This window comes from Vibrio sp. J502 (genome assembly GCF_025397955.1).
In the GTDB taxonomy this organism is placed as follows: Bacteria; Pseudomonadota; Gammaproteobacteria; order Enterobacterales; family Vibrionaceae; genus Vibrio; species Vibrio anguillarum.
The window spans coordinates 1,640,516-1,659,870 of the sequence record NZ_CP104554.1 but is presented as its reverse complement, the minus strand read 5'-3'; the positions used below and the strand labels follow the sequence as shown (position 1 = coordinate 1,659,870).

General features: G+C 42.1%; 15 protein-coding genes and 2 pseudogenes. 11 read left to right on the top strand and 6 right to left on the bottom strand.

The window, feature by feature from the left end:
* Positions 1-29: 29 nt before the first annotated feature.
* From N5E84_RS07695 to N5E84_RS07675, 5 genes and pseudogenes are all read left to right on the top strand, one after another.
* The gene (locus N5E84_RS07695; protein WP_019283097.1) at positions 30-1,625 is read left to right on the top strand and encodes an integrase; all 1,596 of its coding nucleotides are present in this window, start codon (positions 30-32) and stop codon (positions 1,623-1,625) included.
* The gene (locus tag N5E84_RS07690) at positions 1,622-3,478 is read left to right on the top strand and encodes a hypothetical protein (protein ID WP_069212104.1); all 1,857 of its coding nucleotides are present in this window, start codon (positions 1,622-1,624) and stop codon (positions 3,476-3,478) included. Before N5E84_RS07695 ends, N5E84_RS07690 begins: the two co-directional genes overlap by 4 nt.
* Positions 3,479-3,488: 10 nt before the next feature.
* Positions 3,489-5,482 (top strand): annotated as a pseudogene (locus N5E84_RS07685) (hypothetical protein).
* Positions 5,479-5,937: a hypothetical protein gene (locus N5E84_RS07680; protein ID WP_019283094.1), complete on the top strand. Its 459-nt coding sequence runs from the start codon at positions 5,479-5,481 to the stop codon at positions 5,935-5,937. Before N5E84_RS07685 ends, N5E84_RS07680 begins: the two are co-directional and overlap by 4 nt.
* Positions 5,938-6,154: 217 nt before the next feature.
* Positions 6,155-7,172: pseudogene (locus tag N5E84_RS07675) on the top strand (IS110 family transposase).
* Between the two features lie 369 nt (positions 7,173-7,541).
* On the opposite strand, the gene N5E84_RS07670 reads toward N5E84_RS07675, so the two are convergent.
* Entirely contained in the window at positions 7,542-8,825 is a 1,284-nt protein-coding gene (locus N5E84_RS07670) for a hypothetical protein (RefSeq protein WP_019283093.1), read from the bottom strand.
* Between the two features lie 136 nt (positions 8,826-8,961).
* Entirely contained in the window at positions 8,962-9,300 is a 339-nt protein-coding gene (locus N5E84_RS07665) for a hypothetical protein (RefSeq protein WP_127170316.1), read from the bottom strand.
* Between the two features lie 188 nt (positions 9,301-9,488).
* Here N5E84_RS07665 and tnpA point away from each other — a divergent pair, with 188 nt between their 5' ends.
* From tnpA to N5E84_RS07645, 4 genes are all read left to right on the top strand, one after another.
* A complete protein-coding gene (gene tnpA / locus N5E84_RS07660) occupies positions 9,489-9,809 on the top strand; it encodes an IS66 family insertion sequence element accessory protein TnpA (RefSeq protein WP_081245520.1) in 321 nt (106 codons plus the stop codon).
* A complete protein-coding gene (gene tnpB, locus N5E84_RS07655; protein ID WP_069212062.1) occupies positions 9,806-10,159 on the top strand; it encodes an IS66 family insertion sequence element accessory protein TnpB in 354 nt (117 codons plus the stop codon). Before tnpA ends, tnpB begins: the two co-directional genes overlap by 4 nt.
* Before the next feature lie 59 nt (positions 10,160-10,218).
* Entirely contained in the window at positions 10,219-11,751 is a 1,533-nt protein-coding gene (locus N5E84_RS07650; RefSeq protein WP_095661379.1) for an IS66-like element ISVa9 family transposase, read from the top strand.
* 70 nt (positions 11,752-11,821) lie between these two features.
* Positions 11,822-12,799 (top strand): DUF4917 family protein, encoded by a 978-nt coding sequence (locus N5E84_RS07645; protein WP_029388474.1) that lies wholly within the window; start codon positions 11,822-11,824, stop codon positions 12,797-12,799.
* 15 nt (positions 12,800-12,814) lie between these two features.
* On the opposite strand, the gene N5E84_RS07640 is transcribed toward N5E84_RS07645, so the two are convergent.
* Positions 12,815-14,365 (bottom strand): hypothetical protein, encoded by a 1,551-nt coding sequence (locus N5E84_RS07640; RefSeq protein WP_231494633.1) that lies wholly within the window; start codon positions 14,363-14,365, stop codon positions 12,815-12,817.
* Positions 14,366-14,638: 273 nt separating this feature from the next.
* Here N5E84_RS07640 and N5E84_RS07635 point away from each other — a divergent pair, with 273 nt between their 5' ends.
* Both N5E84_RS07635 and N5E84_RS07630 read left to right on the top strand, forming a co-directional pair.
* Positions 14,639-15,082, top strand: coding sequence for a hypothetical protein (locus N5E84_RS07635; protein ID WP_019283423.1), 444 nt, complete (start codon positions 14,639-14,641; stop codon positions 15,080-15,082).
* A gap of 392 nt (positions 15,083-15,474) precedes the next feature.
* Positions 15,475-16,644 carry an ISL3-like element ISVa10 family transposase gene (locus N5E84_RS07630; RefSeq protein ID WP_076611988.1) on the top strand — a complete coding sequence of 390 codons (1,170 nt, stop codon included), beginning with the start codon at positions 15,475-15,477 and terminating at the stop codon, positions 16,642-16,644.
* 362 nt (positions 16,645-17,006) lie between these two features.
* Here the strand turns inward: N5E84_RS07630 and N5E84_RS07625 are convergent, their stop codons facing one another.
* The 3 genes from N5E84_RS07625 to rlmA all read right to left on the bottom strand — a co-directional run bounded on the left by N5E84_RS07625 (position 17,007) and on the right by rlmA (position 19,323).
* Entirely contained in the window at positions 17,007-17,357 is a 351-nt protein-coding gene (locus N5E84_RS07625; RefSeq protein WP_013857233.1) for a hypothetical protein, read from the bottom strand.
* A 150-nt stretch (positions 17,358-17,507) separates the two neighbouring features.
* Positions 17,508-18,431 carry a ChaN family lipoprotein gene (locus N5E84_RS07620; RefSeq protein ID WP_231494632.1) on the bottom strand — a complete coding sequence of 308 codons (924 nt, stop codon included), beginning with the start codon at positions 18,429-18,431 and terminating at the stop codon, positions 17,508-17,510.
* Positions 18,432-18,501: 70 nt separating this feature from the next.
* Positions 18,502-19,323 carry a 23S rRNA (guanine(745)-N(1))-methyltransferase gene (rlmA, locus tag N5E84_RS07615; RefSeq protein WP_017044565.1) on the bottom strand — a complete coding sequence of 274 codons (822 nt, stop codon included), beginning with the start codon at positions 19,321-19,323 and terminating at the stop codon, positions 18,502-18,504.
* Positions 19,324-19,355 lie beyond the last annotated feature (32 nt).

Sequence of the window (19,355 nt, the reverse complement as noted above, 5' to 3'; positions counted from 1 at the left end):
CTGGTTGTATACACAGCATGAGGTTTAGTATGTTAGATAACGATGAAAATCAGAAAAAGATCATACGAAAAGAAGTAGAAATTTCGACTATCCCTAATTTCGTTTACGAGAAACCATTGGTATCTATTGATGAGAATGGTGAACCTCAGATTACGTACCGTGGCAATGGTAATAAAATCCCCATCAAGAAACTTCCCTTACTTCATATCGCTGGGTATGACGTCAAAGATAACCTAATAAGCTACCAACCATTAGATATGGTCAACGAGTTCTTATTGTCGAAAGCCATCGATGATGGCGTGCTTGAGCTTGGTACAGACGCACAGGGAATAGCCCATTACTTCAATTTTGTCTTGGACAAGCAGGCAGAGTGGGATGCTGAATACGATGAAGTCGACTTTGACCCTCTCTATGATGACCCCCGCCCAGAGTGGAATACCTTTCCTCGCAATAAACAAGAGCGGTTAACCTACCAATACCGAGATGGAATCAAGCAGCTCGCTATTGAGGGTGTATTGGCTAAAACAACGGCCAGGCAATATATGAGCAGTGTCGTAGGATTCTATAAACACTGTCTTCGCCAAGGAATTCGTTTCAATAACCTTCCCTTCCAATTTGAGACAGTGAATATCCATTTCGAGGCGTCTGCATCCAGTATGAAAGCTTACCAACGTAAGCAGGTGCACACGACGGATATGCGGATTAAATTTACTAAGTCATCTCGCAGTGGCGGCACAAACCTCAGTAATCTGCGCCGTGACTTAAAACCATTTACCAATAATGAATGGAACATCCTGCAAACCATCTTAATGAAATCCCGTAGGGTGATTCGTCATGGTGACAACAATAAACTGCATTCATTACCGATTGAGTTCTGTCTGCACCCCATGATTTGCCGTAATACTGGATTGCGGAGAGAAGAAGCAGCGAGCCTTCACTTAGGACAGATAGTTAACCCCGAAACCATGATTCAGGACGGCAAAGAGGTGTTTAAAAAGCCCGTGATGGATTTGGGTGTTGGTGATAAGTACCAGTCACTCACAAAGACAGCTGAGGGTTTCGCAGAGAAGAACAAAAGCCGCGTTACCATTATCCCCGCCACATTGATGAAGATGCTTTACGATTACTCGCAATCTGATAGGTATCAAAAGCGTCTTGAGAAGTTTAAAACTTGGTGTAAGGAGCAGGCTGAGGTAGGTAACACGTACCTCTTTGAAGGGGATGATGCGATTAATCCTGAGCTTGAGTACCTTTTTATTACCCAGTCTGGAAAACCCATGTTTACACGACTACAGGACTTTACAGGTCGCTGGATTGAAATACGTAATACTGCAAATCTAACTCAAGATCTTGACCACCCTATTGTCGGTTCCATACATAATTTACGCCCAACGTTTGCCGTGAATATCTTTCGCCATCTTTTAAATAAAAAGGATGAATATGGTAACCCCTCAATCACACCCGATGAGGCATTGGATAGGGTGTCAGCGCTGCTTGGACATGAACATAGAGCAACGACGATAGAGTACTTGAAAATTGCACAGGATATGCCATCTGCCGATGAAATCTACGAAGATGTACTTGATTATATTGGAGCTTTTGATGAGCTTGAGGGGTTGTTATGACCCAAGGACGTAAACGTACCAAGATTACTTTAAAGAAGAAAAGTGCGACTGTTACAGCGTTGAGCTATGAAGACATGGTCTTAAATTGTGGTAATGGTAAACGTTCTTACCTTAACCGCCTGTGTTATGTCAACGTTCCAACGATTAAGCAAATAGCCTCTGGAAATGAGATTTTGGCTAATAGAGATAATATCGTTAGAACTATTTTTGAAACTTTACAACCTTTACCTGATGGTAAGTCGAAAGAAAGCTATTTTACTGGTTTAGTTGATTATTTTAGATATATCGATGCTAAAAAATATCGAGGGAACATCTTTGATAATGAAATCATGCAAAATTGCCTCAAGCATTTCAATAAGCTTCGTAATAAAGGTCAACATTTATCTAAAGCCAGCAGTATTAAATTGTCCTTATCGTTTTTTCTAAGACAATGGAATAGAGAAGCAGATCTAAAAACTTTACCTGAAGTTCCTGCTCTCCCGCCTTCTTCTGGGCAGGCTTTTCATGTGGAAACAGAGCTAAAACCATTATCACGAATTTTGATTAAGGGAGCTCTCGCCTTTCGAACAGCTATAGAAAAAAAAGAATATCTTGATATTCATCCATTTTTTGATGAGAAATTATTCCTTGAATTAGCCCAAAGTAAAGGTTGGTCAAAACGTAAAATTTCATGTCAGAAGAGAGGTTTTAAGGATTGTATGAGGTCTGTCTCTGGAACAATAAAGGACAGTCCTCTTTCCCTCGGACGACTCAATCAGCAAGTTTTTTATAATCATGCATCACGTAACTGGTTTTTTGTATTCTCGATGATGACAGGCATGAACAAATCAGTACTTGCTCAAGTTAGATATGGAGATGTCGCATTTAAAAATATTGGCAATGGCCGGTTTGTTTTTGATGGCGAAAAATTTAGAGCAGGCTTTAAAGATTTAGATAATGCTGTTGGTTTTAGTAAGCGAACCAAGGAGCTAATTAATGGATGGCTAACGGTGTCTAAAATCATATACCAGTCATTGGGTATACCTATATCAAGTGAGCTTCCCCTTTGCCCTTTCTTTAATCGTTATGGTGAGGTTTTAACTTTTGATGCAGATAGCTCAAATATTGGCTACATCAATGCTCAGTTAGAGAAAGTAACGGGATTGAGAGTCACGACAAAGCGTTTTAGAGCTACAAAGTCAGATGTGCTAATGAGAGTTACTGAAGATATGTTTCTTGTATCGCAAGGGCTAAATGATACCGTAAATGTAGTTGCAAAAAGATACTCGAGTGGTGTTCAGGCTGATCATGACAACAATTTAAACGCTACATTTTCAGCATTGAATGCAATATCTAAAGGCGAAGATATTGGAAAAGCTATTGAAAATGCGAAGGTAATGCACAGCGATATCTTATCGGATTATGATTACAAGAATTTACGTAACGGTGACAATCAGTCAAAGCCTCTAATGACCACGCCAAGTGGCATAAAATGCTCAGGAGCTACACCAGAGAAATTAATTGCAGAGGCTAGGCGTATGAAAAAGCTTGGTATTGATTTTTCGAAAGATACTGGGCGTTGTACCGACTTTATCGGTTGTTTTGACTGTGACAGACATAAATTGGTGGCGTCTGAAAATGATATATGGCTGATGCTCTCATTTTTAGAACAAATCGAAGGTCTCAAAGAAATGGTGGTTAGTAACTCAGTACCTAAAGAAGAATATTTTTGGGTGGAAGGGGTACTGAAAAAAGTCTTGGTCAGATTAAAAAATAAAGCGCCAAAAAATTACGAATCAGCAAAATGCAAAATAGAAAATGGGAGTTACCACCCTCTTTACCAAAATCGTGCCAGTGCAAACCTATTTTTTTAGGGAGAATACAATGTCTTTGATTTTAGAACAGCGATATCCTGAGCTTACCGAAAACCCTTATGTTACGTTGGCTCTGATGAAGAAGGCGTTTCTCATGTCTTTGATTTAAATTGGGACTTTTATTCATTGCACCAAAATAATGTTGAGATAAATTTTAGTCATATCGATGTCAATTACTGCCAAAATATCCAGTCCTATCTTTATGCAATAATGCAATGGCAGAAACAAAACTCTCCTGATGGCGAACATGAGTCAGTTAGTACTCTGGTTGATTACAGAGTGAAATTAAATGTCCTTGCAACGCTTTGGGGCAACAGTGACTTTAGTTTGCTATCTAGTGACCGAGAGTGGAAAAAATGTTCCAAGAAATTGAGGAGTTATGCTAGTGAAAGTTTTTGTCGATCTTTGGCATCGACTATAAATACTCTGAATAGAGTTGGTCTGTTAAACCGATATGTTCATAAAAGGGAGTGGATCAATTGGATAAAAAAAGGCTCAAAAAAAGGTCAGGCTATAGCTTTCCCTGAGGCGATTCACTCTACTATTTTAAAGCAAGTCGTTCAGTTTGTGGAAACTTATCATCCATATCGCCGTCAGATTTCAGAAGTAATGGGTAAGGTTTATGCCTATCAAAATCAAATGATGGATGAGGAACTCGATAAATTAGGTCTTATACATGTTGATGATATGACTGAATCGCAATTAAAAGCTTTTGGTACGAAAGTATCAAGGCGCATATGTAAATGGCCTGATATTCAAGCAATACCAGATTTTCAAGTACACAGGAAAGGTAATTGGTTAGGCAAGTTGCATAAAGTGTGTTTTATCTGCGTTGGATTATTCACTGGAGCGCGACATAAAGAGTTGCTTTCCATGAACAAGGACAGTTATGACCTATCGCCTTCTGGAATATCAAAAGTATCAGGTTTTACCACAAAGGGAAAAAATGGTAACCCAATTTTCACAACATGGAATACAGCGCCTATTACTAAATTAGCATTAGAGTTAGCTTATGATGCGACGCAGGCTACAAGGAATTATGCACTTGAGCGAGTTAAGAAAGGTTTTCAAGCTGGTTTAATAACCAAAGACCAGTACGACTACAGGCTTCGAGAACTAAGCAGCGCTTTTATCGCAGTGGATATTCCATACAGCGACGAAAAACTACAAGTAAAAAAGAGTTTTAAGTACAAGGTGGATAGTGATGGTGTTTTCACTCTCAATTTAAAAGAGTTCAATATTATTGCAACTGCAGAGGATGTTGAAGAATTCAATCTTTTAAACCCTGAACGAGCGGGAGATTTAAAGGTAGGAGGTGGTTTACCGCGACTAGCTCCCCATGATTTAAGGCGTAGCTTTGTTGTCTTTATGGTGAAAAATCGACTTGGGAACGCTTTAACTGTTAAATATCAACTAAAACACCGTAATGTAAATATGTCCAATTGGTATGCTAATTATTCTGAGTTAGCGCGCACTAATGAGTTGTTGATGGATTCTCAATTAATGGATGAATTCAATGAAGCCTTTGAAGAAGCAGCTGTGGATGCATGGGATGATATTTATAATGTATCTGAGCACTTAAGTGGTACCGAGGGAGAACGCATAGCTAAGGATAACGCGGAACGGTTAGCTCAAGGTGAAGAGGTTGTTATATCTCGGAGTGAATTAATTGCTTTGGTGAGATCAGGAGACAAATCTATTGTACTGCTTCCAACAGGTGGATACTGCACTAACCCTGATTGTGAGCGACTATGCTCTCTGATGGATATCGTCGAAGCTCCTTGCTCTCATAAGGTTGTGACGGATAAAGCTGCTAAAAGGTTTTCGAGAGAGCGAGATAACTTGATTGCTTCATTTAGAGCAATCAATGATATGGAAGATTATGCCAATGAATTGATTCTAGATGCTAGAAAAAAGAAGATTCAGTCTATTGAACCAACTCTAGTCAAACACAGCATCCCTTTTGATAACTTCAATGATGAGATTAAGGCAGTGTGGTCATGAAAGTAGAGTATAAGGCAACCTGCAAGGCAGAAGGGTTACTGGTCAATGCGTTTCAGCGACTATTAGATGGTAAGCCTATTCATGTCAAGGCGATGGGTAAGCTCACGTTAAACCGGATCAATAATGAAGCCCAGCTTGGCAATAGCTATGTCCATAAGTTTAAAGAGTTTGTGGCTTACGCTAAACCTGTGATCGATGAATACAACCACAACCGTGATAAGGCTATGACAACGGGCTTAGATATTGAATTGGATGTCCCTTTGTCTGAGCTTGACAGGCTAAAACACGAATTAAAAAAAGCCAATGACCTTAAGGATAAATACAGGGTGCAACGAAACAATGCAGTTGAAGCTCGAAAGCAGTTAGAGGCTGAAAATGCGAGGCTCCGCTTTAGGGTGTTTGACCTCCAACAAGAGCTATTGGATGAAAATTCAGTCGTAACACCAATAAAGTAATACGCAAGTGTAATGGGGCAAGGGAACGTAACTCGTTTCTGCCCCATTATTGGTTTCGTCAGAAAGCCTACGATCGTAGTTAGCCGAGTTTTGCACAAATACAACTAATGTGAAGATAGGGAGACTTCTTCAGGGCTTTTATGTGATGGACGCACCTCCCTTCTAACATTGTTGTATCACACTACGGGTACAACCATTAAGATCAGGAGTAACAACCATATCCATTAAAGTTGTCGGTATCGATTTAGCTAAGAACTTCTTTCAAGTATGCGTATTGAATATTGACGGTACTATCTCGTCAAATCGTAAGGTTTCTCAAGACAAACTGCTCCATACAATCCGTCAACTTCCAGACAATACCCCGCTGGCTATGGAGTCATGTGCTTCATCACACTATTGGGGGCGAGTCTTTTTAGGGCTTGGTTTTAAGGTATCACTCATACCAGCATGTTAAGCCGTTCGTCGGTAGACAAAAGAATGACGCAAACGATGCAAGAGCCATTTGTGAAGCTTATTCGCGACCTGATATTCATAATCTATCGAGCAACAGGACCTGAAAGCTTTGCGCAGCGTTCGCTCTCGCCTAGTAGAACAAAGAACAGCCCTCGCTAACCAAATCAGAGGTCTAACGGGAGAGTATGGGATAGTTTTTCCAACATCAATAAGAGCATTGCGTAATCACTTACCGTTGATAATTGAAGATGCAGAGAATGAGCTATACCATGTTATGAGAAACTTACTGCAAACCTTATACTGTGATTTTACCAGCATTAGCAGCAAGATTGATGATGTAACTCAGGAGATAACTACGCTGAGCCAACAGAATCCGCGTTACAAGGCGATTAAGAATATCCCTGGCTTTGGCCTGATCTTAACGGCTGCGATTGTTAGTGAAGTTAGCTCTGGTAAACAATTTCAAAATGGTAGGCAGTTTTCAGCATGGTGTGGGTTAGTTCCCAAGCAGAATAGTACAGGTGGAAAGAATAGCCTTAGCGCTTTATCAAAGAGTGGGAACCGAGCTCTAAGGACCTACTTATTCATGGTGCTAGGGCTGTACTACGTTGTAGAGCTTCAACACGGATCCTATGGGAGCTTGGTTACGAGGGTTAATTGAACGACGTGGTAAAGAAAAAGCTATCGTAGCTTTAGCAACAAATAAGTTTGGGCGTATAGTCTGGCGTATTATAGCTACCGATTGTAAGTATGACGTTAATCGTGCTTTCAAGTCTATGTGATTGAAAGGTAATTATTTTATTCTGTGCATACAGAAAACCACGGGTTTACCCGTGGATGAATGCCCATTCCAAAATTACAGCGTTAGCTGTTCGTAATTTTGGTCAACGCTTTAGCGTTGTAACCAGTAAGTACCCCGGACATGCCCGGGGTATCTACAAGCAACTGAGTTTGCAATAGCTGATGGAAAAACGGTGAGCCATCCTTACTACACTCTGGTTACGCAACAGGTTAGTTGAAACCGTGGCTTTGAATACACTTCCGAATGAACTGCGTTGCTAATGACTGCTACAGCTTACGATATTAAGCCCTTTGGTAGCAAAACAAACCTGACCACTACGAGTCAAGTCAGGTCTGGGTTATGTTCACGATTAAGCTTCAGACTGCTTTACAACAAACAACGAATTATAGCTGTATTGTTCCTTATCATCTGTTTCGTGCTTACCAGACAAGTAATCAAACGTTTGCATTAACTCGAACTTACCGTCTGGTGATATGCATATTCTTGAGGTCACTTCATTAGAAGAGTCGTCGTGATTATCAAGGTATGATTTGGCTTTGTCTTTCGTTGTTACATCATCAAAGCTACAGTATAAACGGTTGTTGCCTGAAAATGGCACGCTGTAGAACATCGCTATGTTTGCTACTGTCGCACCGCTGTCATCTTGCAGGACCAATGACATGATATATTCAATACCGTAAAAGTCGATACCAGCGGTCTCATCACTTTCAAACTTAAATGGAGCATCTGAATATGATGGCTCAGCTTGAACACCAGGAGGTCCACTTTGTTGGCCTTTAGCAATAGTGTGGCTTACTGATTCATCGTCACTGCTGGGTTCTTGCAATATTTCACCATGGTCTTGGTATACAATCTCCCAATTTAAGTTGTAGTCAGTAAGGTTTGCAATAGTGAGATTTTGATATGACATGTGTGATATCAACATAAAAATACAGGCAGTGAACACCACGCCTTCTGCTATTGGTCCAAAACAGCTCGCCTCCGCTTCAAGATCAACGCTAACGCCTTCTTCAATTTCGACGGTACTTGATGCTTCCTCTGCACCTGTTTCTGCTGATGCATTTGCATCTTCTGTTGTTTTTCCGTCTACCGCCTCTGAAATGCATGATGATGTACCGTCTTTCAACTTGTTAAGCAATGCTTTTGCTGCTTTGAATAGCTCTGACGCTGCCAGTAATCCACTGACACCTTCTACCGAGATATCAGAAAATGAGTTCCAATAAGTTTGAGAAGCATACTCTAATGAAATCTGAAAATAGCCAGTTAGATTATAACTTGGGTTCGCGGTGCTATTTTCAGCTTGTGCCTCATTGTTTAAACCACAAGTAAGCGTAATGTAGTGGCGCTTTCCTTGACTATCAGGTTCTGTTTGAGCATAAAAAACAGGACACTTACTGTCGGTTGTTTTAGACTCGATCCATGTTGTCGTGCCGTTTTTCAGCCCTTGGTATAGGTCGATAAATGCGCCTTTTTGAGCGTAATATTCTTGCGTACCAGTGTCAGAGCTCGCGGCGGTAATAAGCGCTTTCAATTGATTTTGTGGAATGCCCGCGCTTTGACGTTTGACGTTGGCATTGTTTGATGACGAAGCGTGAGTAACGATAGCTTTTAAGTTAGTATTAACGTGGTTCATGTAATTTCCTTATATTAAAGATTACGGTTGGCTAACTCTTAATCTTTTGCAATAACACATAATTTTACTCTGTGAAACACTCACCCTTATTTGTCACTGTTGTGGGTGGTATTGTATGCAGCATAGACCAGGTGAACTAATAAGTTAACGTCGGTAGTTGAGCGGTCTCATTCATTTTCTCAAGCAGTTTTTTTAAGAACTGAAACGTTTCTTGGTCGTCCGCCAAATTCCCTTCGTTACTCACTTGCGCGGACTTCGCCAACTCATCCAAACAACCGTTATCATCACAGCTCAAGGAATAGTTCGGCAGTATGCCAGTGCATTGCAAAATATTTATTTCCTCACCTACACTCTTCATCTTCATTAAGTTGAGGCTGTTTGATAAGTCATTATTATTTCTATCGACATGCACGTGAATCACTGCGCCACTAGTTCCGAGTAGCCACTCATGACCCGCATTCTTCGTGCCATCCAAATACGTTCCATTGTATGTGATCTTATCGATATTTATGCCCGATAAAATTTTTTTACAATCCTTAAAAAAATAGAAATTTTTCATCCTGACTGATTGCTCCTGTCTGTGGTAAGCGCGTCATAAACCCCACATTCTAATCAATCTCGGCACGCCATAAGATCAAATCTCCAACCTCAAGGAGATTTGAAATGGCAAAAAGACTCTCTCATCAAGAATGGCATACCCTATTCGATCAATACGAATCCAGTCATCTGTCTCAACGCGTGTTCTGTGAACAAAATGGGCTGAGCCTTTCAACCTTCCATGCCAAGCGACAGCAACTAAAGTTCATAGAGCAACCTAAGAGCAGTGGATTCGTTAAAGCTGAAGTCGTTGAAAAAACGACACGCTACCAGATGACTCAAACACCGATTGCCAACATGACACTATTGATTAATGACGTTGAACTCAGCATCCCCCAGGGAACACCTGCCTCGTATCTGGCAGAGTTAATCGGAGCACTGTCATGAAGAGAATGCTGAGTGCCCCTAATGTTTACCTGTATCGGGAGTTCGTGGATTTTAGAAAGTCCATTAATGGTCTGGCGGCGATTATTGAATCTGAAACCGATTTACCGCTCGGAAGCGGTGCGCTGTTCCTGTTTACCAATAAACAACGCGATAAAGTCAAAGTCTTGTACTGGGATAAAACGGGCTTCGCTCTGTGGTACAAACGGCTCGAAAAAGCCAAATTCAAATGGCCCACTCAAGAGAAAAAGCAGGTCTACACCCTGACTCAATTTGACCTAGACAGACTGTTATCTGGCTTCACGATAATCGGCCATAAACCGATAAAAATAGACAACTTTACAATGAGTTGAACCCGATAAAAGTGAGTTATACCAAGCCTTGACGTGGTGTTTTTAGTATAATCAATGCCATGAAAAAGACGCCCGATATTAACCCAGAAAGCCAAGACATCGCCGAGCTTCAAGCTATGGTGAAAGCGTTGATGTCGGAGAAAAAAGAGTGGCAACAAGAGCGCCAATCCTTAATTGAGCAGTTTAAACTGGCCCTTGACCGTCAATTCGCCAAACGCTCGGAAGCGTTAAAGCCGTATAACGAAGCACAGGGTGACCTCTTTAATGAGGCGGAATGTGAAGCGGCGAAATCGGAAGATGAGGTTATCACCACGACGACAATCAAACGTCGTGGTAAACGTCAACCGCTTCCTAAAGACTTGCCACGTGAAATTATCGAGCTTGACCTAGATGAGCACGACAAACAGTGCTCATGCTGCCAACACATTTTGCATAAAATCGGCGAAGACCGCAGTGAAAAGCTTGAGTTCACGCCCGCCGTCCTAAAAGTGTTGGAATATGTTCGCCCGAAATACGCCTGTCGTCAGTGTGAACAAGAGGCTGAAAAAAGCCACATTCACCAACAACCCGCACCGATAAGTATCATCCCCAAAAGCTTCGCTACCGAAAGTCTGCTTGCCAACATTATTTTAGGCAAATATCAGTATGCGCTTCCGCTGTATCGTCAGGAAACCTTGTTCACCCAATCAGGTATCGAGTTATCGAGAACGACCATGGCCAGGTGGGTAATCCAGGTTAGTGAAAAGTTCAAACCGCTTTATCAGGCACTGAAGACTCACTTACTCGAACAAGTGGTGGTTCAGGCCGATGAAACGCCGCTCAATGTGCTCAAGGAAGACAAGCAATGTTATATGTGGTTGTACTGCTCGGGAGCCGACTCCCCTGAAGCTAAACTCCCTGACATGAAAAATATCGTCTTGTTCGACTATCAAAACAGTCGCGCGAGAGTGTGCCCCGTGAACTTCTTGGGTGATTACTCAGGCTATCTGCAAAGTGATGGTTACGCGGCTTATGATGGATTAACCAACGTCACCAATGTCGGTTGCTTCGCTCATGCACGTCGTAAGTTCATGGAAGCGAAGAAGCTTCAGGGCAAAGGTAAAACAGGTAAAGCGGATGTGGCGTTAGCCAAAATCCAAAAGTTGTACGCACTTGAATCTCGATTAAAACTGGCTTCGGTCGAAGAGCGTTGGGCAGAAAGACAAGCGCAGGCTAAACCGATGTTGGATGACTTCTATGACTGGTTAACCACGCAGAAAGTCATCGAATCGAGTCCTCTTGGTAAAGCCATCAAGTACACCTTGGGTCAGTGGCCTAAGCTGATACGCTATGTTGAAGATGGGCATTTATCTATCGACAACAACCGAGCGGAACGCGCAATCAAATCGCTGGTCATTGGCAGAAAAAATTGGTTATTCTCGACGAATCCGCTTGGTGCTGATGCGAGTGCTTTGCTGTATAGCATCATCGAGACGGCGAAAGCGAACGGACTGATACTCTACGATTACATGGTCAAATGTATGAAAGAGCTGGCAAAGTCTGAGCCTGATATCAACTCACTGCTTCCCTGGAACTTCTCACATTCAAATTAAAACGCCCCGTGGGATCATGGGGCGCATACTAATAAAGTTGCATAACAATACACACAAAGAGAACAAGGCTATGCCACTAAAGTCTTTTCAAGAAAGGTTGGATTCGCTAGATGAAGGACAAGAACCGTCCATCCTACTAGCAAATGGCTTTTCACAAGCTTGGGATAGAGACATATTCAACTATCAAAACCTATTCACCGAAGCACAGTTCGGTGCTCGAGATGCGCAGCTAAGAGATATCTTTAATCGTTTTGAAACCTATGACTTTGAGCAAGTAATGCGAAGTCTCGAAGCGGCTGAGATTGTAGGTGATGCTTACGGTGTTGATAGAGCAAAGTTAGATGAAATAAGATCTGACCAAGAACAATTAAAAGATGCACTAATTGACGTTATCTCTAGAACTCACCCAGCACGTTCTAGCCGAGTAACCACTGCACAATTTGAATCAGCAAAGAGCTTTATCAACCAGTTCGACAACATTTTTACCTTGAACTACGACCTCTTGCTCTATTGGATTGTTAACAAGAACGATATCGAACCTTTCGGGTACATTACCGACGATGGTTTCCGTGGTCCCGAATGGGAAAACACCGATGAGCAAGATGTTTACTTCCTGCATGGTGGACTACACCTCTACGATTCAGGTTCTGCTATCAAGAAACATACGTTCAGAGCTGCCACTGACACTAGTATCGTCGACCAAGTAAGAAACAACCTAGATAACGGCAAGTTCCCCCTGTTCGTTTCTGAACCTAGTCACGAGAAAAAACTTCATAAAATCGAGCACAACCCATATTTGAATGCAGGCTATAAAGCTCTAAAGCAGCTTGATGGTGTGCTATTTATCCACGGTCATTCAATGGATGAAAACGATAAGCATATTTTCGACCAAATCAAAGTAAGCAATGTGTCGAAAGTTTTCGTAAGTATCTTTGGTGATAAGGACTCTCCTGCCAACACTCGTACAAGAGCTAACGCCAAAGCATTCATAGAGCGCCCGGGATTAGAAGTTAAGTTCTACGATGCAGCAACAGCACCTATTTGGTAATACTGATATCTGTACTCAAACGCTCTCGCTATCGAGGGCGTTTAACCAATCTTTCTCTAGCTTCTTCAGCGGATAATCAAGGAAGCACTTAAAGTAAGTCTTGAGCATTTCTTTGTCGTTACAGCTATGGACGATTTTGAGAACATCTTCTGCATCAAAGTAATCTAACTTGTACTTACTGGTACTCTCTTTTGCCCGAGACAAAAGCTCTAACGATTCTTCGGAAAACCCTCCGGACGTCCACAGTGCAAAATATAAGTTTTTCCTCTTCCAGTCTGGATGCTCCAGTGCATATTTTCTGAGAGTTGGCACCCGAACCTGAAGCCACCTTTTAATCTCATCAAATGACACTGTGCCATTGGGTTGATGACCTTTACACTCAATAAACAGAATCTCCCCTGAGTGCAGTTCAGCAATAATATCTGACTCTGCTCGGCTACCATCCTGTGTTTTGCAAACCTCATTTAACCGGACATAGTTGGTTCGATAAGCCTTCTGAACAACGCTTGCAGAGAAATACTCAAACAATACGCCTCTGAGATTTCCAACAGCACCTTCTATTTTGCCCAACTGATCGAACAATTGATTGAATCTCTCTGGCTCTATAATGACAGCTTGAGCAGCACTCTCTAGGGTTCGCAGTAAGTTGACCAATCCCTTAGCAACATCACGACCAAAAAGACTTTCCACTGTAGCAGGTAAAACTCCGGCTTCTTTCGCCAGCTTGAAAGCATCAGATTTGTACTCGTTGGCAACAAACATCTGCATACAACGACCAACATTAGGCAGCCCCCTTAACGTTTTACACTTCCTCAAAAACGGCTGAATACCATCATCGCTGACTTTCTTGTTCAATAGGATGTCGCAAGCGAAAAAGCCAGGCTTTATCTTGTCGTTCTGCCCGATATCAACCAAGGGTGATATATAAGATGGTCCAGCCATATCCCAAACTGTTGTGCTTACCGTAGGTAACTCTTCCTCATCACGATCTTTGAAAAGGTTGTAACTGACTAAACCTAAATTCTTCGCCCATTGAGATACTGCACTTATTAGGAGCTTTTCAGCTATCAATCTTGCTCTAATGTCCGGAAGAATGAAATCCAAGTCTTGCTCATACTGAGTAAGCACAACACATCGCCCAAAGCCATCTAAATCACGAACCGACAGAATTTCGTGCATCTCAAGACGTTCGATGATTTTTTCAGGTGGTATATGCTTTTGCTGTCGTACGGGCGCACCGCATGAAATCAAAAAGTGCTCGTAAGGCATCACTCCATCACGCTCTTTAAGTGCTGCAATTGCATACCAATAAGCAGAGTTCGTATCTTTAAATGCAGAATACAATGCTCCCCAGAAGTAAGGAGAACGATAGTCCTTTTTTAGATACACAAATTTCACATTGCGAGGGAAAGGTAACCCTTCTAGACGATATATATCTTTACCTGCTCTCGAAACCCGCTTGCGAGCTGCATCATGAGATAGATGGTGTCTATCAACCAGTTCTTGTACCAAGTCCGTACTTAGACAGGGACCTATTTCCTTCAAGATATCTTCTAATAAACTCATGATGTCACACTGCGCTATATATATTTCCATTTTATGGACTAAGGGTCTTTTAAGACTCTTGGTTAACAATACCTTATAGATAGGGAACTAGCGAGGCATGGAGTCAGACAAATTGGGGGGATATGTCACAGTCACTATAAAATCCCTATTTTACACCCCTCTAAAAAGCTCTCAGATATCGCTACAGAAAGAATTTTTTAGTTTTCTTTGTCGATCCGTTTGACAGAGCCATCAAAAAATAAGTATTAGATCTGTGCTAAACAAAAAAAATAAATGAGCATAGAAAATTTATACTTACGAGAGCTACTTATAGCTATTGAGGAAAACGATAAGAACCTCACCACTGTTAAAGATCTAGAAGCCCTAGGTATCAAGGTCTACTTAAACAACAATGGATATGAATGCCGATTGGATGCGAAGTTCCATCTTCACTTCCAGCTCCTCGTTGAAGAGGGATTGATTGTCGATTGCGACCTGACGCCCTACAAGACCATGGGTGAAGCCGGTGTTATGTTTGATAGTTATGGTGATGCTTGGGACATCGAACTCTGCTGCAAGATGTTTTGGCTGACTGCTAAAGGGCGAGAGCGACTAAGCATCCTAACTAAAAGTGAGGTTGGTAAACACTTTGAAGATGACTTGAAGAAGTTACCAGCCAAAGCGTTAACCACCATTGTCACGGAATCAATTAAGACGGGATTGAAAAATCTCTTCTAGGTTGTAAAAGCTCGATGCCCCGGATTTTCGGGGCATTTTTTTATCTGGTACTACATGGATATGTCTACCATGTCATCCGGGGTAGGCGTATCGGTATTGACGAAAGCTAGTTAGATTTATTGATAGCCATGAGAAATTGATTCACCACTATACCCTAAATCGCCATGTAGATGAGTTTTTATTCGGCTACACGGAACTGCCACTCGGTGTTTTGCAGTACAAAATGGGCTCTTCTCCGCTTTCATGAGTCTGTATGCACAGGCTCATTCATCATAATCACATGATTTATAATGCTTATTTTAAAAATAAGTCAGTAGTCTATTTTGTCGTCTTTGTCTTCCTCGTTATTTAGCTTTAAAGGCCAGTGTGTTGAATCTTGTTCAATAGAAGAAATGTCCCAAGGCGTACTCGTTCGCTGTCGTCGAGATCGTAGGTATAAAGTCAAAGAGCCAATATCAGGGACTTCCTGCACCGTCGATCACTACGTTAAAAGACGTCTTCAAGATTTACCTGTGAGTGGGCGACCTTGTACGATTGAGGTTGAGCTGGCTAAAACTAGAGACAAAGAAGGACGACGGTTGATCGAAGAGACTGAATATGTGGCTAAAGGTGGTCGTTATACCGCTCGCTTTTGCAAGTTCATCAGTGGGTTATGTCGCCATATGAGCATACATGCCGTCTCTCAACATTTAGGAATCCGCTGGGAAACAGTAAAAAATATCGATAGGGAATACTTGCGTTCAAGCCTACCAGCATTAGACCCCGAGAAACTGAATAACTTGGTTCATATTGGCGTCGATGAAGTTGCCAGAGCCAAGAGACACGATTATATGACGGTTGTTTATGACCTCGTCTCTGGGCATTTAATTTGGGTTGAACATGGCCGAAAAGCAGAAGTTCTGATCTCCTTCTTTGAGCAACTATCAGAAGAAACCAAATCAGGAATCAAAGCAGTATCAATGGATATGGGCCAGTCTTACCAGTCGGCGGTCAGGAAAATGCTTCCCAATGCTGATATTGTTTTTGACCGATTTCATGTCATGCAGAACTACTGCATCTTAATCAAAAAAGAGAGAGCAAAAGCTTTTAGAAATGGCTCTCACGACGAAAAAAAAATGTTGAAAGGAACGCTCTTCCTCCTACTGAAAAACGCTCACAAATTGGATGATAGGCAGTCTGACAGACTTGATGACTTACTTGAGAGCAACAAGACTTTGTGCGTTGTTTACATGCTCAAAGAGCAGCTACAAGCCATATGGGATGAACCCGATTACGAAACAATGGTGGCAGCTCTAGAAGCTTGGTGTCGTCTTGCCAAATCGACCAGAATACTTTCCTTAATTAATTTTGCCGATGCTTTATTGGAAAGAAAAGTGGGTATTTGTAACTACGGAAAATACAAACTGACTAACGCTCGGGTAGAAGCAGGTAATGTCTCGATTGGCTTACTCAGACGAAGGGCAAGAGGGGTGAGAGATACAGACTATTTCAAATTGAAGATCAGACAAACATCGGTTCCCGATACACACTCAACTTTTTACCCAAATATCAAGCTCACCTAAGCGGAGAAGAGCCCAAAATGTTATCCGAACGGTAAATCTCTACTTAAGTACCTAACTCGGAAATGTCCAAAAGTTTTTTAAGCGGAGTTCTGCCTGTGTGATGCACAGGAGGAATGCTCGCTTGCATCGCAGAGCGCTGACTAGCAACAAAATGTCGAGTATTGCTTTGATCGACTTGATGGGAAAGTTGAGAATTTCGGGGTGATTTTCTCAGGTTTTGGTTAGAGAAAGGGCTTTTTGTTGAGAAAACCATGAACCCATTGGTATTGCAGGTCTCTCTCATGATTCATAAAAACAAAAATTAATTCTTGTTCATCATCAATCATCCAAACCGCAATTAGTATCGAATAAAATCTAAAAGACTAGAGAAGCAGTAACAAACCTCCTACTGTTGCTGCAGCGGAAAAATATTTCCCTGCGGAATAGGAGCTATCATCTTCTTCTGGTTTTTTATCTGGATGATCTAATCCCAAAGCACCATGAGCAAATGACTCCACTTTGCCTGTCACGGTTTTCTCTTTGTTTTCTAACTTACTCTCTTTGTCGAGTTGTTGCAGCGCTGCGAGCAAGGCTTTGCCTTCATCAGACAAAGTGACGGTATTCTGCTCCACTTTGAGCGGGGCAGAGGGGGCGGATGCCGCTGTAGAATTTGCTTGAGCTTTAACTTGCTGGAGTGAATGCAGTTGCGCTGAGCTTGTCCCTACCGGTGTCATACTTCTCTCCTATAAATGCCATCAGTTAATGTATCGACAGATTTATGAAAAACTTGTGCAAAAAATTCGCAATTTGTATGAAGCATGTACAAGCAAAAAACGCGCCTACTTTGTATGAAAAGAATAAGCAGGCCCGTTATTCGCCGCTAATTAGTCGCAAGTGAGATCTGTGTTGCGATTCTTTATCTGTTGATAGGCTTGCATACGATGCTCTGCTTGAACATAGGCGGTGGGAATTGGCAGTACAGTGAGTTGGAAATCAGGATACGACGTCTGGGTATCCTCTACGGGCGTGATGATGGCAATCTTTAAATCAGGATTTCGACGAAGGATAGAATGCGCCGTGCCTAAACCCTGCTCGGTGTGGAACTTGCCTGCGATGTGCATCACCTGAGCTGTCGGGTGGTTTTGTAAATAATTCACCATGCTTTCTGCCATCGTTTCATCCCAAGCGACCTGAGCTGCGTACTGTTTTTCAGTTTGCTCTTTTGAACCGTGGTGCATTGATTCCATGAACTTCGCTTTGTAGGGAGAGGCTGAGGTGTCAATTTGGTGTGCAACCTGAGCCCGCTCTACTGGCGTTAATTTATCAAGGTATTTGATCCCTACTTTGCCGATACAACGTACGAAAGGTTTAGGCGCATTAGCGGCAATGACATCCAACTGCTGTGATTTTGCAAATTCAACCAGTGGGCGGTAGTCACTTTGGTAGTTTGGCCACGCTCTGGTCTGAGAAATAAGGTATTGTTCGCCGATTTCTCCTGCTAGATAGCGGTTCAGTATCTCTTGCTCATCGCGTGAAAATTGTTCCATAGACAATGCAACATGGGTATTTTCGTGGCTGAGTTGTGCCAATAGCTCGGTTTGGAAGCGATGAATGGCTGGGTGTGTATGCCACTCACCGACTAAAATGATATCGGCATTTTTTATCTCATTCGGCAGCGAATTGAGATTCAATGGTTTGCCGCTAGGGGTGGATAATTGGTAGTCATAAAAGTGAGCAATGAGCTTCGGCTGGTGCGAAGCACAGCCAAAAAGTGGTAATAGTAGAGCCAGAGAAGTAACTAAGCGCATGAGGGTCTCCATTTTGAATTTGGCATAATAATGGAGACACTGTGGATTTGCAATATAATGAGAATTATTATCAACTAACTTTGCGGTAAACGCTGATCATAAAATCGGCCTCACAATTAAATTGCTCAGCTTGCTTTAATTGCGCTCTTAGCTCATCACTGGCCCGCCATGCAAACGGCGTCATCTGTAATAAATCAAAAGCATCGTTACCGCTTAATGTCATGGTGTAGTGCAGTTTTTGTTGCTCTACTAATGTAAACCCAGCGATCTCTTCTGCGGTTTCATCATGCAGTTGAACATTAGGATAGATCCCTTCTTTTAACTGATAGAGGTGCCTTGCCGCGGGTGTAACGGTAATCACCACTCCTTGGTTTTGAATGCAGCGGTAAAGCTCTTGCGCTTTACAGGGCGCATAAATTCGTAATATACCGGCTAGGGAAGCATCGTCAAAGGGCAAGCGGTGGCTGGAGGCAACGACAAAGTTGACCATAGGGTAGCGCTTTGCTGCATAACGGACGGCGATTTTAGAGATATCTAACCCATAGGTGACCGATTGTGTCGAGTGTTGTGCAAGCGTTTGAGCGACAAATTGGGTGTAGTAACCTTCGCCGCAGCCGATGTCTAAAAACTGATAAGAAGAATCTTGTAGATATTTACTGCACAACTGAGCAACCGTCTGACGCATCAGATCGTAATGTCCACCTTCAAGAAAACGGCGACGAGCTTGCATCATCTCTTTATTATCACCCGGATCTTTTGAGCGTTTATGATGTGCAGGCATCAAATTGACGTAGCCCTCTTTGGCTATATCAAATTGATGATTATTTTCACATTTCAATATTTGCTGCTGTTGCAACAGAGGTTGCTGGCAAAGGGGGCACAGATACGCCATGAAGATCTCGCTTGAAAAACAAAGGTGCCAGT